General features: G+C 66.2%; 15 protein-coding genes. 11 read left to right on the forward strand and 4 right to left on the reverse strand.

Going from position 1 to position 17,041, the window contains the following annotated elements:
* Window positions 1-21: 21 nt before the first annotated feature.
* Window positions 22-822 (reverse strand): ParA family protein, encoded by an 801-nt coding sequence (locus ACNKU3_RS13085; RefSeq protein ID WP_418259919.1) that lies wholly within the window; start codon window positions 820-822, stop codon window positions 22-24.
* 53 nt (window positions 823-875) lie between these two features.
* Between ACNKU3_RS13085 and ACNKU3_RS13090 the strand changes: the two genes are divergently transcribed.
* Window positions 876-1,553: a DUF924 family protein gene (locus tag ACNKU3_RS13090; protein WP_418259920.1), complete on the forward strand. Its 678-nt coding sequence runs from the start codon at window positions 876-878 to the stop codon at window positions 1,551-1,553.
* A gap of 213 nt (window positions 1,554-1,766) precedes the next feature.
* Window positions 1,767-3,050, forward strand: a complete 1,284-nt coding sequence (locus tag ACNKU3_RS13095) for a CinA family nicotinamide mononucleotide deamidase-related protein (RefSeq protein WP_418259921.1) — start codon at window positions 1,767-1,769, stop codon at window positions 3,048-3,050.
* 28 nt (window positions 3,051-3,078) lie between these two features.
* Here ACNKU3_RS13095 and pdxH read toward each other — a convergent pair whose 3' ends face one another.
* The 3 genes from pdxH to ACNKU3_RS13110 are packed head-to-tail and all read right to left on the reverse strand — an operon-like array spanning window position 3,079 to window position 4,625.
* Window positions 3,079-3,714, reverse strand: a complete 636-nt coding sequence (gene pdxH, locus ACNKU3_RS13100; protein WP_418259922.1) for a pyridoxamine 5'-phosphate oxidase — start codon at window positions 3,712-3,714, stop codon at window positions 3,079-3,081.
* A gap of 12 nt (window positions 3,715-3,726) precedes the next feature.
* Window positions 3,727-4,293, reverse strand: coding sequence for a DUF4136 domain-containing protein (locus ACNKU3_RS13105; protein WP_418259923.1), 567 nt, complete (start codon window positions 4,291-4,293; stop codon window positions 3,727-3,729).
* Between the two features lie 35 nt (window positions 4,294-4,328).
* Entirely contained in the window at window positions 4,329-4,625 is a 297-nt protein-coding gene (locus ACNKU3_RS13110; protein WP_418259924.1) for a hypothetical protein, read from the reverse strand.
* 199 nt (window positions 4,626-4,824) lie between these two features.
* On the opposite strand from ACNKU3_RS13110, the gene ggt reads away from it, so the two are divergent.
* The 9 genes from ggt to ACNKU3_RS13155 all read left to right on the forward strand — a co-directional run bounded on the left by ggt (window position 4,825) and on the right by ACNKU3_RS13155 (window position 17,040).
* Window positions 4,825-6,564 (forward strand): gamma-glutamyltransferase, encoded by a 1,740-nt coding sequence (ggt, locus tag ACNKU3_RS13115; protein WP_418259925.1) that lies wholly within the window; start codon window positions 4,825-4,827, stop codon window positions 6,562-6,564.
* An 89-nt stretch (window positions 6,565-6,653) separates the two neighbouring features.
* A complete protein-coding gene (locus ACNKU3_RS13120; RefSeq protein ID WP_418259926.1) occupies window positions 6,654-7,991 on the forward strand; it encodes an energy transducer TonB in 1,338 nt (445 codons plus the stop codon).
* The gene (locus ACNKU3_RS13125; protein ID WP_418259927.1) at window positions 7,978-9,225 is read left to right on the forward strand and encodes a hypothetical protein; all 1,248 of its coding nucleotides are present in this window, start codon (window positions 7,978-7,980) and stop codon (window positions 9,223-9,225) included. Before ACNKU3_RS13120 ends, ACNKU3_RS13125 begins: the two co-directional genes overlap by 14 nt.
* Window positions 9,225-10,472, forward strand: coding sequence for a hypothetical protein (locus tag ACNKU3_RS13130; RefSeq protein WP_418259928.1), 1,248 nt, complete (start codon window positions 9,225-9,227; stop codon window positions 10,470-10,472). The genes ACNKU3_RS13125 and ACNKU3_RS13130 overlap by 1 nt, the downstream gene beginning before the upstream one ends.
* Before the next feature lie 620 nt (window positions 10,473-11,092).
* Entirely contained in the window at window positions 11,093-12,622 is a 1,530-nt protein-coding gene (locus ACNKU3_RS13135) for a hypothetical protein (RefSeq protein WP_418259929.1), read from the forward strand.
* On the forward strand, window positions 12,619-14,682 hold the full coding sequence (locus tag ACNKU3_RS13140; protein ID WP_418259930.1) for a PEGA domain-containing protein: 2,064 nt from the start codon (window positions 12,619-12,621) through the stop codon (window positions 14,680-14,682). The genes ACNKU3_RS13135 and ACNKU3_RS13140 overlap by 4 nt, the downstream gene beginning before the upstream one ends.
* Before the next feature lie 32 nt (window positions 14,683-14,714).
* Window positions 14,715-14,975: a hypothetical protein gene (locus ACNKU3_RS13145; protein WP_418259931.1), complete on the forward strand. Its 261-nt coding sequence runs from the start codon at window positions 14,715-14,717 to the stop codon at window positions 14,973-14,975.
* Window positions 14,976-15,008: 33 nt separating this feature from the next.
* Window positions 15,009-15,791, forward strand: coding sequence for a MotA/TolQ/ExbB proton channel family protein (locus ACNKU3_RS13150; protein ID WP_418259932.1), 783 nt, complete (start codon window positions 15,009-15,011; stop codon window positions 15,789-15,791).
* 10 nt (window positions 15,792-15,801) lie between these two features.
* Entirely contained in the window at window positions 15,802-17,040 is a 1,239-nt protein-coding gene (locus ACNKU3_RS13155; RefSeq protein ID WP_418259933.1) for a hypothetical protein, read from the forward strand.
* Window position 17,041: the final 1 nt, after the last annotated feature.

A 17,041-nucleotide genomic window follows, 5' to 3' on the forward strand; every position in this document is an offset into this window, starting at 1 on the left:
TTATATGGTTATTCCGCCGCCTCAGGCCGCAGCCCGCGATGCGGAGCGCTCCAGCTCGGCGTGCAACTCGAGGTACTGACGGGTCAGTTTGTGGCTCGGGGCGAGATCGATCAGCGGCCGGTGCTCGCGGTGGGATTCGCGCATTTTCACCGAGGCGCCGAGATAGGTCTGCAGCACCGGATAGCCCTCCTCCTCCAGTTCGGCCACCAGCTCGCCGGGCAGGCGGGCCTGGGCATTGAACTGGTTGATGACCACGCCCTCCACTTCCAGCTCCGGGTTGTGATCCTCCTGCAGCTCGGCGATGTTATCCATCAGCGCGTAGAGGCTCTGGCGGGCGAAACTGTCGCAGTCGAAGGGCACCAGCACGGTGTCCGCGGCAATCAGGGCCGACTTGGAGTAGAAATTGAAATTCGGGGGCGTGTCGATGTAAATCCGGTCATACTCGTCCTCGAGTTTGGACAGGGCATCGCGCAGCTTGTAGATCTTGTAGCGGGACTCCAGCTCCTTCTCCATCGACGACAGCGTGGGGCTGGAGGGCATCAGGAACAGGTTCTCGTAGTCGGTCTCCCAGACAAAGGTATCCGGGTTCTTCTGCATGCGCCGGGAACCCACGGTCTGCTTGAACAGGCCGGCCACGCCCTGGGCCTCCGCGGGGTAGGCCTCGGCGTCGATCTCGCCGACCAGGTAGTGGGTGGTGTTGCCCTGCACGTCGAGGTCAACCACCAGGGTACGGTAACCCATGGAAGCGCCGATCGCGGCCAGGTTACAGGTAATGCTGGTCTTGCCGACCCCCCCTTTCTGATTGAAAACCACGCGTTTCATCTTCGTCTCAACCATCAACCTTCAAAGCGGACATTGGTTCCGAGTTTACTTCAATGGCGTGTGGCAATGTAAGCACCCCGCCCCAATTCCACTATGCTGGGGACAGGACCGGGACACCGGCGCGCGGCGGGGAGACCGACATCGAACAGGACATCGGCAACATCCACGACTTCTGGTTTGGCGAACTGGACAGCCAGGGCCTCAGCCCGCCCGACCGCCAGCGCCTGTGGTTTGGCGGGCTGACGGAAACCGATGCGCTCTGCCGCCAGCGCTTCGGCAGCCTGTGTGAGTGCGCCCTGGGAGGTGGGCTGCAGCACTGGGAGGACAGCGATGCCGGGCTCGTCGCCCTGCTCCTGCTGCTCGACCAGTTCCCGCGCAACATCCACCGCGGCAGCCCCCGCGCCTTTGCCGGTGACGCCCGCGCCCGCGCACTGAGCCGGGAATGGGTGGAGCACGGCCACTACCAGCGCCTGCCGGCCATTCACCAGGTGTTCCTTTATATGCCACTGGAACACAGTGAGGACCTCGACGACCAGGATACCTGTGTCGCACTGTTCGCGCAGCTGGCGGCGACCACCGGTTCGGACCAGGTGGCGAGCTTCAGCCGCTACGCCGCAGCCCACCGGGAGGTGATCGCGCGCTTCGGGCGCTTCCCCCACCGCAACGCGCTACTCGGGCGTGAATCCAGCGCCGGGGAGCTGGCCTGGCTCGACGCACATGGAGGTTTTTAAAGCAGCCTCGCGGTTTGGGCCTGGCGCGTGACTCCCGCCCCCCCGGCGCCACCAACCGGCTGGCACCTCCCCGGGCCCACCCGCGCCAGCGGCGGCAAGACCGCTACGGACCGACAAACCCGGTGCCCGGCAGCAGGCAACAGTTCCGACACCCGGGCAATCCCGCTATCCTTGGCAGCTCCGCAAACCAGCACAGAAACCAGAGACCAGGCCATGAGCGAGACCAGCCCGCGCGTACAGCTACTGCTGACCGGCAACGAGTTGATGAGTGGCGACACCATCGACTCCAATTCCGCCATGATCGCCCGCCGTCTCGACGAACTGGCCATCGACGTACGCCGCAAGGTCACCGTTGGCGACGACCCCGAACTGCTGCGCGAGGAACTGGCCGGCATGGCCGCCAGTGCCGATGTGGTGATCGTCAACGGCGGCCTCGGCCCGACCGTCGACGACCTCACCGCGGAAGTCCTCGCCCGGGTCGCCGGCGTGCCGCTGGAAGAAAATGCGCAGGCCCTTGCGCACCTGGAGCACTGGTGCGGCGGCCGCAAACTCACCCTCAACGCGGCCAATCGCAAGCAGGCCATCCTGCCGCAGGGCTGCCGGATCATCGACAATCCCATCGGCAGCGCGGTGGGCTTCGAGCTCACGGTGGGCCGGTGCCGAATCATCTGCACGCCGGGCGTCCCGGGCGAGTTGCGGGCCATGCTCGACAGCATCCTCGCAGGACTCGCGGCGCAGATGGGCCGCGTCCTGGAGCGCGACATCCTGCGCCTGCAAACCTTCGGGCTCGGTGAATCCAGCGCCCAGCAACTGATTGCCGACAACATCGGCGACTGGCCCCCGGAGGTGCACCTGGGCTTTCGCGCCGGCGCGCCGCAACTGGAGATCAAGCTGGGGGTCGACAGGACCCGGGACCTGCCCCTGCGCGAGCGCTGCCTGGCGCAGTTGCGCGAGTTGTTCGGCGACCACATCATCGGCGAGGGCGACGCCAGCCTGGCCGGCACGGTTATCGACCTGCTGCGCCAGCGCGGCGCGACGCTCACCACCGCGGAATCCTGTACCGGAGGCCTGATCGCTTCCATGCTCACCCGGATTGCCGGCTCCTCGGATGTCTTCCATGCGGGCTTCGTCACCTACGCCAACGATATCAAGCGCGACATCCTCGATGTGCCCCAGATCGACCTGGACACCCACGGCGCGGTGAGCGGGGAAGTGGTGCTGGCCATGGCCCGGGGGGCGCTGGAGAAATCCGGCGCCGACTACGCGATCGCGGTTTCGGGGATTGCCGGTCCCGGTGGCGGCAGCGCGGAAAAGCCGGTTGGCACGGTCTGGCTGGCCTGGGGCTGCGAGGACAACCTGCAGGCCCGGCGCCTGCTGTGGCCGGTGGAGCGCAGCCTGTTCCAGACCATGATTGCCGCGGCCGGCCTCGACATGATCCGCCGTACCTTGCTGGGGATCGAGGAAGAATCCCGCTACATGCTGTCGCGGCGGGTATGACTCCGGGCCGGGGGCGGGAGTGGGCCGGTCAGGGTTGCAACTGCTCGATAGCCCAGCCACCCGCGTTGCGGGTGTAGAGGAAACGGTCGTGCAGGCGGTGTTGGCGCCCCTGCCAGAATTCGATGCGCTGGGGCAGCACCCGGTAGCCGCCCCAGAAATCCGGCAGGGGAATTTCCCCGCGGCCGAACTTCTCGCGTATGGCCCGGGCCTGCTCCTCGAGCAGGGCACGGGTGGAGATGGGCCGGCTCTGGCGCGAGGCCCAGGCGGCGACCTGGCTCTCGCGGGGCCGGGTGGCAAAATAGGCGGCGGACTCGGCGAGACTCATTTTTTCGGCGCGCCCGGCAATGATCACCTGGCGATCGAGCACGTTCCAGGGAAAGTGCAATGACACCTGGGGCCGGGCCGCGATATCCCGGGCCTTGTTGCTGCCGTGGTTGGTATAGAAGACAAAGCCGCCGCGGGACAACCCCTTCAATAGCACGATGCGCTGCCAGGGGGCACCGTGCTCGTCCACCGTCGCCAGCACCATCGCCGTGGGGTCGCCGATATCCGCCTTTACCGCCTGCGCCAGCCAGTGTTCAAACTGGGTGAGCGGGCAGTCGTCCAGGCTTTCCCGGCTCAACCCGCCCGCGGTGTACTCGCGCCTGAGCTGTTCGTAATCCACCGCTGGCGCCCGTCAGTTGCTCGCGGCTTCTGGCGGGAACCCGGCAAACACCAGCTCCGCGGCCTTCTTGCGCCGCGCCGCGGCCTTGTCGGCATCCGGCTGGGGTTTCAGTTCGGACTGGATGACCGAGCGCCACACCGAGCGGGTGCGCTCGGGATCGATCATGTCCACGATCAGGGTACCCTCGGTGTACTGGCGCACGCTGACGTCGGACACCGCGGGGCCGCAACGCCAGCAATTGTAGTAGCTCATGCCGTCGTAGGTGCGCACGTCGGTGCGGTCCTGGGTCACCAGGTGCCAGGTCAACAGGAGGTCGGCAGCCGGGGTGTCGGCGATGACCTGGTAGCCCTTGCTCTCCAACTCCGCGGTGATCGCAGCATTGATCCGGTCGACCTGCATGTCGCTGATCGCGATGCTGGTGACTTTGGTGCGGTCGAAGGGCTGGATGGCGATGGTTTTCACCCTGGAGAAATCGTAGTCGTGATCGAAGTCCATCACGGCCTGGGGTCCGCTGGCGCAGGCGGAAACAAAAAGCATTACGCATACAATGCTCAGGAACTGCAGCAATCGTGAGGACATGTGGAAACTCCTTGTGTAGGTGGCAGCCATTATAGTCAATCCGCGCTCGTGGGAACCACCGGGGCACGGCGGGCAAAGGCAGGAATTTCCGGGAAAACATGGAATGTCTCCCAGCCTTCTCCCAGGCTTGCGGAAAGAGAGACACCGAAGGCCCGGCGGTAGCAGTCGTTCATCCGCTGCTGCAGTTGCTGCGGGCTGGCACCGAGTAGTGTGGCGGCTTCCAGCAGTCCCTCGGTGCGCAGGCGCAAACCGGGCGGCAGGTCGCCGCCGTTTGCCAGCGCGCTGAAGATAGCCTCCAGGCGGCGGTCTATCTCTTCTATCAACTGTTTCATTGCATCTCCCTGGTGCTGTGTATCCCCCGGCACTGCAGCGAAAATCAGCGCCGTGAAGCGGGCTTTGCGCACTCAACGCAGCGAATCAGCGCGCGCCGCCGCATTAGCTGGTCAATCCCTGACCGAAACGGTAGGCGCCAACTATAAAAACCGTTAAAGTCTTTTGTTACCGATCGCCACTCAAGCTGCTGTAATTATCGTGAAACTACCCAAGATTTTCCTCTCTTCGCTACTCGCCCTGGGACTTGTCCTGCCATTCACCACAACCGCCGAGCCCGCGCCCGGCGCACTGCCGATCATCGACTACGGCGAGCGCTTCCTGCCCGAAGTCGCCCGCAACGGCATGGTCGTCGGTCCGGAGCGGCTCGCCTCGGAAGTCGGCCTCGACATGCTGCGACGCGGCGGCAATGCGGTGGACGCCGCCGTCGCCACCGGTTTCGCCCTCGCGGTGACCTACCCGCGCGCAGGTAACCTGGGCGGCGGCGGTTTCATGCTGATCCACCTCGCGGACGGGGACCGGCAGGTCTTTATCGATTACCGCGAGGCGGCACCGGCGGCCGCTACCCGGGACATGTTCCTCGATGACACCGGCGCGGTGGACAAACAAAAGGAATATTTCAGCCTGCAGGCCGCCGGGGTTCCCGGCACTGTAGCCGGGCTGCTGGCGGCACTGGACAAGTACGGCTCGCTGTCGCGCAAGGAGGTTCTGGCGCCGGCTATCGCCCTGGCGGAGAAGGGCTACCCGATGAGCTTCGCCCAGGCGCGGGACCTCAACGAGCGCGCCGTGATGCTGGCCATGGACGCTGCGGCCAGCGCGGTCTTCTTCCACGATGACGGTTCGCCCTACGCCATGGGCGACACCTTCCGCCAGCCGGACCTCGCCTGGACCCTGCGCCAGATTGCCGAGCGCGGCCACGACGGTTTCTACAAGGGCCCGGTGGCGGCAAAGATCGTCGACGCCATGGAAAAGGACGACGGGATCATGACCGCGAAGGATCTCGCCAACTACCGCAGCCTGGAACGGGAACCGGTACGCGGCAGCTTCCACGGCTTCGAGGTGGTATCGGCTCCGCCGCCCTCCTCCGGCGGCATCCATATCATCGAGATGCTCAACATCCTCGAAGGCTACGACCTCGCCGCGATGGGCCACAACAGCGCCAACTATATCCACCACCTCGCCGAGGCGATGAAGCGCGCCTACGCCGACCGCAGTGAATACCTCGGCGACCCGGATTTTGTCGAGGTACCCAAACGACTGACCGACAAGGACTACGCAGTACAGCTGCGCAAGTCCATCGACCCGGACAAGGCCACCCCCGCCAGCGAGATCAAACCCGGCCTCGAACCCGTCAGCGAAAGCCGGGACACCACCCACTTCAGCGTCGCCGATGCGGCGGGCAACGTGGTCACCAACACCTACACGCTGAATTTCAGTTTCGGCAACCACCGGGTCGTACCGGGCACCGGCTTTCTGCTCAACAATGAAATGGCGGACTTCGCCGCCGCCCCGGGCACCGCCAATGCCTTTGGCCTGGTACAGGGCGAGCGCAACCGAATCGAGGGCAACAAGCGGCCGCTCTCCTCCATGTCACCCACCCTGGTCCTGCGCGACGGCAAACCGTGGATCGCCACCGGCAGCCCCGGCGGCAGCCAGATCATTACCACGGTGCTGCAGACCATTCTCAACGCCATGGTCTTCGACATGAATATCGCCACCGCGGCCATGAGCCCGCGGGTGCATCACCAGTGGCAGCCCGACACCCTGCTGCTGGAACAGGGCGTCAGCCCCGACACCCTGACCCTGCTGCTGGCGCGCGGCCAGCCCGCGGAGTACACGGAACGCACCCTGGGCCGCACCCAGTCGATCATGCTGCGCGATGGCTGGCTGTTCGGCGCCACCGACAGCCGCCGCCCGGAGGGTCACGTTGCCGCCTACTGACGGATAGCCATACAGCGCCTATACTGACACACGTTGTTTCTTCGCTTTGATAGAGGGGCGCCCTGAGAGCCCCCCCAAAGAGGCAACCCATGATTATAAAATTACCGCGTACGCTTACACTGGCCATCGCAACGCCATTCCTGATGACGAGTGGGGCCGCCCGCAGCGACGCCGTTGCCGTCTACGAGCCCGGTGCCGAAGTGCACCAGGCCGGCGATGTATTGCCCGACAGCACCCGTTTGAACCTGGTTTCGCCGACCCGCGGGATGTCGTTCGAGGTGGATGATGGCCGATCGGCCGGCACCTCCCCGGAATTTGTCATCCCCGGCCAGGCCCTCGATTTCCGCAAGGCCATCCGCGCCCTGGAGTCCGAGCACGGGGCCTATGCCGAACAGCTGTCGGAATACCTGGGCAGCCTCGGCGTCAACCTGCAACAGCGGGGCATGCACAAGGAGGCCATCGAGGTCTTCAAGCGCGGCGTCCACCTCTCGCGAATCAACGAAGGCCTCTATAGCTCGGGCCAGATTCCACTGCTGGAAAAGGAAATCGCCAGCCTGGTGGCGGTCGGCGAATACACCGAGGCCGACGAGCGCCAGGTCTACCTGTACCGGGTGCAGATGCGCAATTTCGAGGCCGGGCCGGAGCGCGCCGAGGCGTTCATGCACCAGGCCGACTGGCAGTACCGGGCCTACCGCATGGGGCTGGGGCAGAACGACTTTTCCCGCCTGGTCAGCATCTGGGATCTCAACAGCCTCGCCCTCAACGATATCGCCACCCTTGAAGGGCAGGCATCCGCCGCCCTGATCGCGCCACTGAAGGGCATGTTGCGAGCCCAGTACCTGATCGCCGATTACAACTTCAACCAGACCGAGTACGGCGTCACCAGCAACGACAGCTATACGGCCCAGTCGCAGATGAACCGGTTCAACGCGTTTCGCTCCCAGAGCTTCGGCAAGGGCGAGGCGGTCGTGGATTCCATCTATGACATCCAGGTCAACAATCACGGCCAAAACAGCGCCGAGGCAGCCGAGGCCAGGGCCCTGCAGGGTGACTGGTTGCTCTACCACGGCCAGCGCAACGGCGCCGAGGAACACTATCGCCTCGCGGTAGCGGAACTTGCGCCGCGCGATGATGCCGAAGCAGAGATAGAGCGATTGTTCGGTGAGCCCGTGGAACTGCCCGACGACGACGTGGTGCGTTACCTGCCGACACCGGTAGCAGTGGAAGAGGGCCGGCTGGTGCTGCAATTCTCCGTCAGCGACAGCGGCCGGGTAACCGACATGGAACGGGTCGACAACAACGAGGTCAACCAGAGCGCGGTAAACCGCATCATGCGCACCCTGCGCAGTACCCGTTTCCGGCCGCGCCTGGAAAGCGCCGGGCCGGTAGCAACCGAGATGGTAACCAGAGCTTATGACATCGAGTGAAACCGGCAAATCGACCAGCGCAGTGCTGGCACGCCTGCGCCCGGCAACGGCGCTGGGGCTGGTGTGCGCCTGCCTCGCCCTCGCCGGCTGTCCCAGCGCCAGTAATCCGCCGGCACCACAGTCACCGAGCATGCCCTCGTCGTCCTCGAGCTCCAGTTCATCCAGCTCCAGTTCATCCAGCTCCAGCTCTTCCAGCTCCAGTTCATCCGGCAGCAGTGGCAGTACATCCAGCACATCGAATTCTTCACCCGCCGGGTCCGCGTCGAGTTCCGGGTCGTCCGGCGGCAATTCCAGCCCGTCCTCAGCGAGTTCTGCGGGCAGCACGGGCGCTTCCACAGACGTCTCGACCGGTAACATGCCCGGCGCGTCGATGCCCTCCACCGCCGGCGGCAGCGCGGGCAGCGACGCCACCGCTGGCAGCCCGACCGGCGAAACCGGCACGGCAGGCGACGGCGGCATGGCGGACGCCAGCGGCTCTGCCGCTGGACAGGCCGGTGCAAGCGGCGCTGAGCCCGGTTTCGAGACCGGCGGCGGACTGGGCCTGCCGAGCATGGAAGACACCCCGAGCTTCGAGGATTCCTACCCCGGTTCCGGGGGCGAGGGCGAGGGCAGTGATGCGCCCAGCGGACAGGGCAGCACTGCAGCCAGCGGCGGGAACGGGGAAAACAGCGGCGGCAATGAAGGCACTGGCGGCGGAGACGGCAGCGACGGCACAGGCGGCCAGGGCAGTACCGCCGGCACAGCGGACGGCAGCGGCACACCCGGCCAGGGCAGCTATGGCGCGTACGGCACAGGCAACGGCGGCGGGCGGGTACTCACTCCCGCGGAGCAGGTCGCCATTCTCGACGCCCAGCTGGAAAAAGGCACCGGTGATTTCGACAGCATGATCCTCGAGCAGCAGGCCCAGCAGCGACAGGGCGCCCGGCAGAGCAGCGACAGCCGCGCCGCCAGCGCCGCCCGTGGCACCGCGGCCAGCAACGGCGCCTACGGCGGCGAGGTTGCCAGCGCCGGCGGGGTCTATGGCGGCAGTTACGGCGGCGGTATCGGCACGGCCACCGCGTCGAGTGAACCGCCACCCAGCACTGCCAAGTACCCGCCGCCGGCGGACATCCCCTCCGGCGAGGACGACGACGTGGTCGCCCGCCAGTTGCGCGAAGCCGCGATGCGCGAGGCCGATCCGCAGGTCCGGGAAAAACTCTGGGACGAATACCGCAAGTACAAGGGCATCGACTAATGCTCCGTGACACAACAAGAATAAACTGCACCGGCAAAATCGCCACGGTCTTCCTGCTGGCAATGCTGGCCGGCTGTGTCAGCAATACGATCAAGACCACCTCGGTGCCATCGGTGGACACCCCCTCGGTCGCCGTCGCGGAAAACCAGCTGCTGGATGTGGGGATCGCCATTTTCGACCCCGGTATCGATGATGCCGGGGACGAGGAGGAAACCATCTATCCCGAGGTGCGCAGGGCCGAATCCCGCTTCATGCCCAACCAGCTTGCCCAGGCCATGCAGCAGAGCGGCGCCTGGGGCGCAGTGCGCGTGGTACCCGACCCGGAGCGGGTGTCCGACCTCTCGGTACACGGCAAAATCGTGCACTCCGACGGCGAGTACCTGGAGCTGGCGATCACCGCGCGCGACTCCCGCGGCCACACCTGGCTGGAAAAAAGCTACTCCGGCCACGCCAGCGCCTATGCCTACAAGGCGGGCACCGTAAACACCAACGACCCCTTCCAGGCCATCTACAACACCATCGCCAATGACCTGCTGCGGGCCCAGGAAAAACTGCCCCTCGCGGACCGCGACAAGGTGCGGATGACTACCGAATTGCGCTTTGCCAGCCACTTCGCCCCCGACGCCTTCGGCGGCTACCTGGCCGAGGACAAGGACGGCGAATACCAGCTGCTGCGCCTGCCGGCCGCGGGCGACCCGATGCTCGAACGCATCGAGCAGATCCGCGATCGCGACCACGCCTACGTCGACACCATGCAGGAGTACTACAACCAGTTCGGCGACCAGATGTACCCACCCTACCAGGAGTGGCGCAAACAGAGCTTCCAGGAAGCCATCGCCATGCAGGAGCTGAAGGCCGAAAGCCAGCGCAACCTGATCCTCGGTGCCGTGGCCGTGGCCGCCGGTATCGCCGGAGTGGCCGGCGGTGACAGCAGCACCACCCGGGCGATGGGCAATATCGCCGTGATCGGCGGCGGCTACATGATCAAGAGCGGCCTCGACAAACGCAACGAAGCGCAAATCCACGTCGAGGCGCTGGAAGAACTGGGCACTTCGCTGGAAGCTGAAATCACCCCCCAGGTGATCGAACTGGAAGACCGCAGCATCACCCTCAGCGGTTCGGTGGAAGACCAGTACGCCCAGTGGCGCAGCCTGCTGACCGAGATTTACGCCACCGAGGTCGGTGCTTTGGAGATGCCGGAGTCGGTAGCGGACAGCTCTACCAGCAAGGCTGAAGTTGAGCATTAAGCTTTCGGGGCAGGCGAGCACACTTTGAGCTTTTTTGGTGGCCGGCTGTACCGTCAGTCAGGGGGAACCTACTCCGAGCGCGAGTCAGAACATTCCCCGCTTGAACACGTCAAAAAGCGCACATCCCTGTGCAGACTCGGTCGGCGACGTCCTGTCGCCTCACGGTTCCAGCGGGGAATGTTCTGACTCACACTCTACCTGCGGCACGAGATTTACTTTTAGCGGGACTGTTCCAGACTTCAAATTACACAGTGACCATCAGATCAGCTTCAATACACCGCGCTTCTGCTGAATTGCTTTTGGTGCCACTGTGCTGAACTGCGAAGCGCGGAGAGTGTGCGGCCTGCCTTCTCCCGGGGGGACCGTGAGGCGACAGGACGTCGCCGACCGAGCCTGTACATGGATGTACGCTTTTTGGCGTGTCCCACCGGGAGAAGGCAGGTCGCGCGCTCGGTGCCTGAATCTGGCACCGGACGAAAATGACCGGTCACTCGCCAATCCAGAGTCCAGAGGCCAGAGTCCAGAGAAGACAAGCCGCAAACAACGTAATAGAGTTACACACTCGAACCATCCCGATCCCAGCAAGCAGCAACCAGCCAGAGCCAAGGTCCAGCCAATCGATGTCGTCTCCGCGAGAGCCCCTGCAAGCCACGCCCCTGGAACCCGCAGCCAAACCTGGCACCGACACCTTCGATACCCCGGGCACACCGCGCTGGGTACTGCCCGCCCTCGGCGTCCTGCTGCTGCTCGCGGTGCTGGTCATCTTCTGGCTGCCGGGGCAGATCGAACCGGCGAACCCACGCCTGCCAGAGCCCGCCGCAGTGCAGCAGGACCAACCCGCGCCTGCAGCCAAAGCCGGCGGTGGCGAGCGCGACAGTGCCGGCGCAGACGCCGGGACACCCTGGTCCGATGCACAGGCAGCGAAGCTGCGCCAGGAAGCCAAGGACGCCCTGGAGAAACTGCTGGAAGCGCAGTATGAGCTGGAAGAGCGCGGGGTGACGCAGTGGGCGGCGGAGGACTATAACAACGCCCTCGCAACCGCGAAAACCGGCGATGAGCAGTACCGCCAGCAGCAGTACACCGAGGCACGGGGTTCCTATGAACAGGCGCTTGCGGCCATGCAGGCAATCAGCGCCGGTATACCCGCGATCATGGATCAGCAACTGGCCGCAATCAGTGCGGCCGTTGACGACGGCGACGTGGACTCCGCACAGCAAACGCTGGCGGTGGCGGAAAAACTGGAACCGGAGAACGCGGCGCTGCCGGAACTGCAGCAGCGCGTGGCCAACCTGCCCGGGGTCCTGGCACAGCTCGACAGCGCCGCGCAGGCGGAAGCCGGCGGCGACCTGGCCAGTGCAGAGCGGGCCCTGCAACAGGCCGTGGCACTGGACCCGCAGCACCAGCGCGCCGCCGCGGAACTGGCCCGGGTATCCGCGGCCTACGGCGAACAGCAGTTTGGCGACGCGATGAGCGCCGGCTACCGCGCCCTCGACAGCGGCGATTACGCCGCGGCGCGCAAGCAGTTCAACAATGCGGCCAAGCAGCGCCCGCAGTCCGCCGAGGCGCGCAGCGCCCTCGCCGAACTGGCCGTTGCCGAGCAGGCGGGCAGGCTCACCAGTTTGCAGCGGCAGGGCGAACGCCAGGCCGCGGCGGAAGACTGGGACGCGGCGGTGAAGACCTACGAGCAGGCCCTCGCGGTGGACGACAATGTCGTGTTTGCACGCGACGGGCTGCCCCGCGCCCGGGAGCGCGCGGCCCTCGACCAGTCCCTGCGCTCGATCATCGAGCAGCCCGGGCGGCTCTCGGATATTGCCGTGGCCGAGTCCACCGCACAATTGCTCGCAAGCGCACGCGCGGTCAGCGGCGCCGGGCCGAAACTGCAGGGCCAGATCGACACGGTGGACAGCCTGCTGCAAAGCGCCAATGCGGTTATTCCGGTCACCCTCACCTCCGACGGCCAGACCGAGGTGATCATCTACAAGGTGGCGCGACTCGGCACGTTCCAGCAGCGCACCCTGGACCTGCGCCCCGGCGACTACCGGGTGCGCGGTTCCCGGGTGGGCTTTCGCGACGTCCTCTACACCCTGGAGGTCGGGCACGACGCCCCGCCGCCCACCCTCGCCGTGATCTGCACGGAGAAAATCCTGTGACCGACAACAACCGCCGGGGCCCGATCGAGCCCAGCGCCTTCGAACCCCTGGACAGCGCCAAAACCGCACCCGTGCGCAGGGCACACCCGCTGCGCTGGACGGTGGGCGGCGCGCTGGCCGTGTTCGCGCTGATCATGCTGTTCCTGTTCAGCGCCCGCTCGCTCGACGTGGTTGTGATCAGCGAAACCCCGGCAGAGGTCGACGTTTCCGGCCTCGCCCTGCCCTTCGGCGAACGCTACCTCCTGCTACCCGGCACCTACCAGGTTCACGCGGAGGCAGAGGGCTATTACCCCGGTGACACCGAGGTCAGCGTGGAACGCGGCGACAGCCAGCGTATAGAGCTGGCCCTGCAGCCCCTCCCCGGACGCCTGAACATCACCAGCACCCCGGCAGACGCAAAGCTGTCTGCAGATGGAGAGGAACGCGGCAGTACGCCGCTACAGGACCTATCCCTGGAACCCGGCACCCATACCCTGCGCTTCGAGGCGGAACGCTACCGGACACTGGAACTGGACGTCGAGGTTACCGGCCGCGACATACTGCAGGAGCTGGCCGTCGAGCTGGAGCCCGCCTGGGCGCAGGTCAGCCTCGACAGCGCACCCACTGGCGCGGAAATTCTCGTCGACGGCGAGCCCGCCGGCACGACGCCCGCCACACTCGAGCTGATCGAGGGCGAGCGCCAGCTGCTGCTGCGCAGCCCCGGTTTCGCCGACGGGATTCGCGAACTCGCGGTGGTCGCAGGGGAAGCCCAGGACCTCGGCAGCATCACCCTGCTGCCCGCCGCCGGCCTGCTGCAACTGGATACCCGGCCCTCGGGCGCCAACGTGACTCTCGACGGCGAATTCCAGGGCCAGACCCCGCTGCAGCTCGAGGTCAGTCCGGGCCGCGACCACCGCCTCTCGGTATTCAAGCCCGGCTACCGGCGCCACAGTGAAACCATCCGCATGCAGGCGGCGCAGGCAGACGAACGCAGTATTGCCCTGCAGGCGCAGCTCGGTGAGGTGGAATTCGTGATCAGCCCGGCGGACGCGGTGCTGCGGATCAACGGCCGGGAGGTCGGTACCGGTAGCCGCACCCTGTCGCTGCCGGCGGCGGCGCAGAGCGTGGAGGTATCGCTGGCAGGCCATGCCACCGTGCGCGAGAGCGTGACCCCGCGTCCGGGCTTCCGCCAGCGGGTCGCAGTCACCCTGCGCACCGAGGCGGAAATCAAGGCCGCGCGCACACCGAACGAGATCACCACCGCCCTCGGCCAGACCCTGCTGCTGTTCCGCCCGGCCAATACACCCACCGCCGACTTCACCATGGGCGCGTCGCGTCGCGAACCCGGTCGGCGGGCCAACGAAGTCCTGCATCCGGTGGCCCTGCGCCGGGCCTTCTACCTGCAGACCACCGAGGTGACCAACGCCCAGTTCCGGCAATACACCGCGGACCACAACTCCGGGCAGATCGAGGGCAACAGCCTGAACCGCGACAACCAGCCCGCGGTGCAGGTGAGCTGGCAGCAGGCGGCCAGTTTCTGCAACTGGCTCAGCCGGCGGGAGGGCCTGCCGCCCTTCTACAGCGAGACCCGCGGCATCATCACCGGCTTCAATCCCGCATCCACCGGCTACCGCCTGCCCAGCGAGGCCGAGTGGGCCTGGGCCGCCGGCTCCAAAGGCGGCGTGCTGTTGCGCTTCCCCTGGGGCGAAGACTTCCCGCCGACCAAACCGGTGGAAAACTATGCCGACAACTCCTCCGCCTATGTTACGGGGCGCTTTCTCGCCGGCTACGAGGACGGCCATATCGTCAGCGCACCGGTGGCGTCCTTTGGCGCCAACCCGCAGGGACTCTACGACATGGGCGGCAACGTGGCCGAGTGGGTGAATGACGTCTACAGCATTCCCGCCGCGGACGGCGCAGTGGAGACCGACCCGCTCGGCGCGCAGAGCGGCGACAACTACGTGCTGCGCGGCGCCGGCTGGTCGCACAGCCGTATCGGGGAACTGCGCCTGTCCTACCGCGATTATGGGCAAGCCGGGCGCGATGACGTAGGATTCAGGATAGCCCGCTACGCCGAGTAGCGGCTGGTGACTCAAGGTCGATGTACCGAACCATGACAAGAACTCTTGCCCTGCTGCTGCTACTGGCGCTGCCACTTTCGCTTTCGGCACAGGAAGCGACGCAAGCCCCGGACGGCGAAGCGGCCGACGCAACTGCACAGGCTGCACCCGCCGGGGAATCATCGTCCAAAGCGACGGTCGAAAAAGGCCAGCCCGCCGACAAACCGGCGCAAGCGGACAAGGACCCCTTCGACTACCAGGCCTCGGAGCAGATCTCCGAAGACCTGTCCGTTTCCTTTCCCGTGGATATCTAATTTCCAATACAGGCGCTGCACATGAAGAACAGCATGTCCTCAGAATTCATCTACCAGTTGTTCGCCCTGCTGATTGCGATCATCGTGGTCCATGCGGTCTACGTAGGCGCTATCCGTCCCGCCGCCGACGCGCAACTGCAGCAGCAGGCGGCGCTGCTGGAAGCCGGAGAAGAGGCGCCGACCAACCGCAGCCTGGTGGTCGTCATCCGCGACTTCGAACAGGAGTCCTGTTTCATCCTGCTGATCTGGGCGCTGGCCATCATGGGTTACAAGGCACGCCACTCCCTGCGCGAACAGTCCCTGCTCAACCGCCGCCTGCTGGATATTCCCGAGGGCACCAGTGTCCTGCCCCAGGATGCCCGCGAATACAGCCGCGCGCTGGAGTCCCTGCCGCCACAGGAGCAGGACTACCTGCTACCGCGCACGCTGATCGCCGCCCTGCAGCGCTTCGCCAGCACCGGCAGCATCCAGGCGGTATCCGACACCATCCGCGAGAGTTGCGACATCGAGGCGGACCGCCTGGACTCTGAACTGTCGATGGTGCGCTACATCTCCTGGGCCATACCGTCGATCGGCTTTATCGGCACCGTGCGCGGTATCGGCGACGCCCTGGGCCAGGCCTACAAGGCGGTGGAGGGTGACATTTCCGGCGTAACCGCCAGCCTCGGCGTGGCCTTCAACAGCACCTTCGTGGCGCTGGTCCTGTCGATCGTCATCATGTTCTGCCTGCACCAGCTGCAGTTGCTGCAGGAGCGCCTGGTACTGGAATCCCAGCGCTACGCCGACCAGCGCCTGCTACGCCACCTGGTGGTCTGAGGATCGAAGCGTGGCGAGCGCCCTGCTGGACATCAACGACTGCACCCTGAGCCTGTGGACCGAGCATGGACGGGTAGAAAGCCCCGGCTATGCGCTGTTGCAGGGCCGCGACTATCGCTTTGGCGAAACCGCTCGCGCCAGCGCCCGCCTGACCCCGCGCAACATCAACAACCGCTACTGGTGGCAGCTGGGCACCGCGCCGCTGCAGCCGGCTCTCGGACCGGCGCGGCACACCGCCGACCTGGTTCACGCCCACCTGCTGCAGTTGCACGCCGAGGCCGGCGCCCCCGGGTCGCTGGCCATCGCCTGCCCCGGCAGCATGAGCCGGGAACAGCTCTCGCTGTTGCTGGGGATCACCCAGCAGTGCCCCTTCACGGTCACCGCACTGGTCGATCGCAGCACCCTGATCGGCAGCCTGCAGCCGGGCGCTTACCACCTGGAACTCCAGCTGCACCAGGCGCTGCTGACCGAACTGGTGCGCACCGATGGCAGCGTCGCCGCCGGCAGCTTCACCCCCCTGCCCGGCTGCGGCCTGCTGCAGTTGCAGGAACGCCTGGTCGCGCAGATCGCCGATGCGTTTATTCGCCAGACCCGCTTCGACCCCCGGCGCCAGGCGCACAGCGAACAGGCGCTCTACGACGCCCTGCCCACGGTGCTTGCCGCCCTCGCCGGGCAGGGCGAATACAATTTCGAACTGGGCGGCCATCGCGCCCGCCTGAGCCGCAGCGAACTGGCCGCGGCCAGCGCGCGACTGGTCAGCGCCATCCGCGAAACCATCGGTGAGCGCAGCGCCAGCCTGCTGCTGGATCCCCTGCCCGGAGCGCTGCCGGGACTGCCTGAAGCCTTTCCCGGCTGCAACACCCCGCCGCCGGATAGCGCCTGGCGCGCCGCCCTCGAACTGGCCGACCACCTGCACAGCGACAGCGGACAGTTCAACCTGCACGACAGCCTGCCGGATCGCGCTCCCGCCGCAACAACCAGCGCTGCGCGGGCGGCTGCGACAAGCCCGGCGCGGCCCCAGCCCACCCACCTGCTGCAGGGTGCCGTGGCGCGCCCGCTCGGCGAGGAACCCGTGGTGCTCGCGGACGGGGTTGTCCTGCAACGGCAGGCGCAGGGCTGGACCGTCTCGGGGGAGGCAGAGGTCAACCGCGGCGCTGCGACGCCGGGACAGCCACTGCGCAGTGGTGACCTGATCCGCGTGGCCGGGGAGGAATACCGCCTGATCGAAGTCCTCGCCAGGGGAAGCTGAC

Origin of the sequence: Haliea sp. E17 (assembly GCF_048323675.1) — a bacterium.
GTDB lineage: Bacteria > Pseudomonadota > Gammaproteobacteria > Pseudomonadales > Halieaceae > Mangrovimicrobium.

Excerpts from the sequence above, each read along its gene's own strand:
- ACNKU3_RS13085 (WP_418259919.1), bottom strand. The coding sequence starts at position 822 with ATGAAACGCGTGGTTTTCAATCAGAAAGGGGGGGTCGGCAAGACCAGC.
- ACNKU3_RS13090 (WP_418259920.1), top strand. The coding sequence starts at position 876 with ATGGCGTGTGGCAATGTAAGCACCCCGCCCCAATTCCACTATGCTGGG.
- ACNKU3_RS13095 (WP_418259921.1), top strand. The coding sequence starts at position 1,767 with ATGAGCGAGACCAGCCCGCGCGTACAGCTACTGCTGACCGGCAACGAG.
- ACNKU3_RS13105 (WP_418259923.1), bottom strand. The coding sequence starts at position 4,293 with ATGTCCTCACGATTGCTGCAGTTCCTGAGCATTGTATGCGTAATGCTT.
- ACNKU3_RS13110 (WP_418259924.1), bottom strand. The coding sequence starts at position 4,625 with ATGAAACAGTTGATAGAAGAGATAGACCGCCGCCTGGAGGCTATCTTC.
- ACNKU3_RS13120 (WP_418259926.1), top strand. The coding sequence starts at position 6,654 with ATGATTATAAAATTACCGCGTACGCTTACACTGGCCATCGCAACGCCA.
- ACNKU3_RS13125 (WP_418259927.1), top strand. The coding sequence starts at position 7,978 with ATGACATCGAGTGAAACCGGCAAATCGACCAGCGCAGTGCTGGCACGC.
- ACNKU3_RS13130 (WP_418259928.1), top strand. The coding sequence starts at position 9,225 with ATGCTCCGTGACACAACAAGAATAAACTGCACCGGCAAAATCGCCACG.
- ACNKU3_RS13135 (WP_418259929.1), top strand. The coding sequence starts at position 11,093 with ATGTCGTCTCCGCGAGAGCCCCTGCAAGCCACGCCCCTGGAACCCGCA.
- ACNKU3_RS13145 (WP_418259931.1), top strand. The coding sequence starts at position 14,715 with ATGACAAGAACTCTTGCCCTGCTGCTGCTACTGGCGCTGCCACTTTCG.
- ACNKU3_RS13150 (WP_418259932.1), top strand. The coding sequence starts at position 15,009 with ATGTCCTCAGAATTCATCTACCAGTTGTTCGCCCTGCTGATTGCGATC.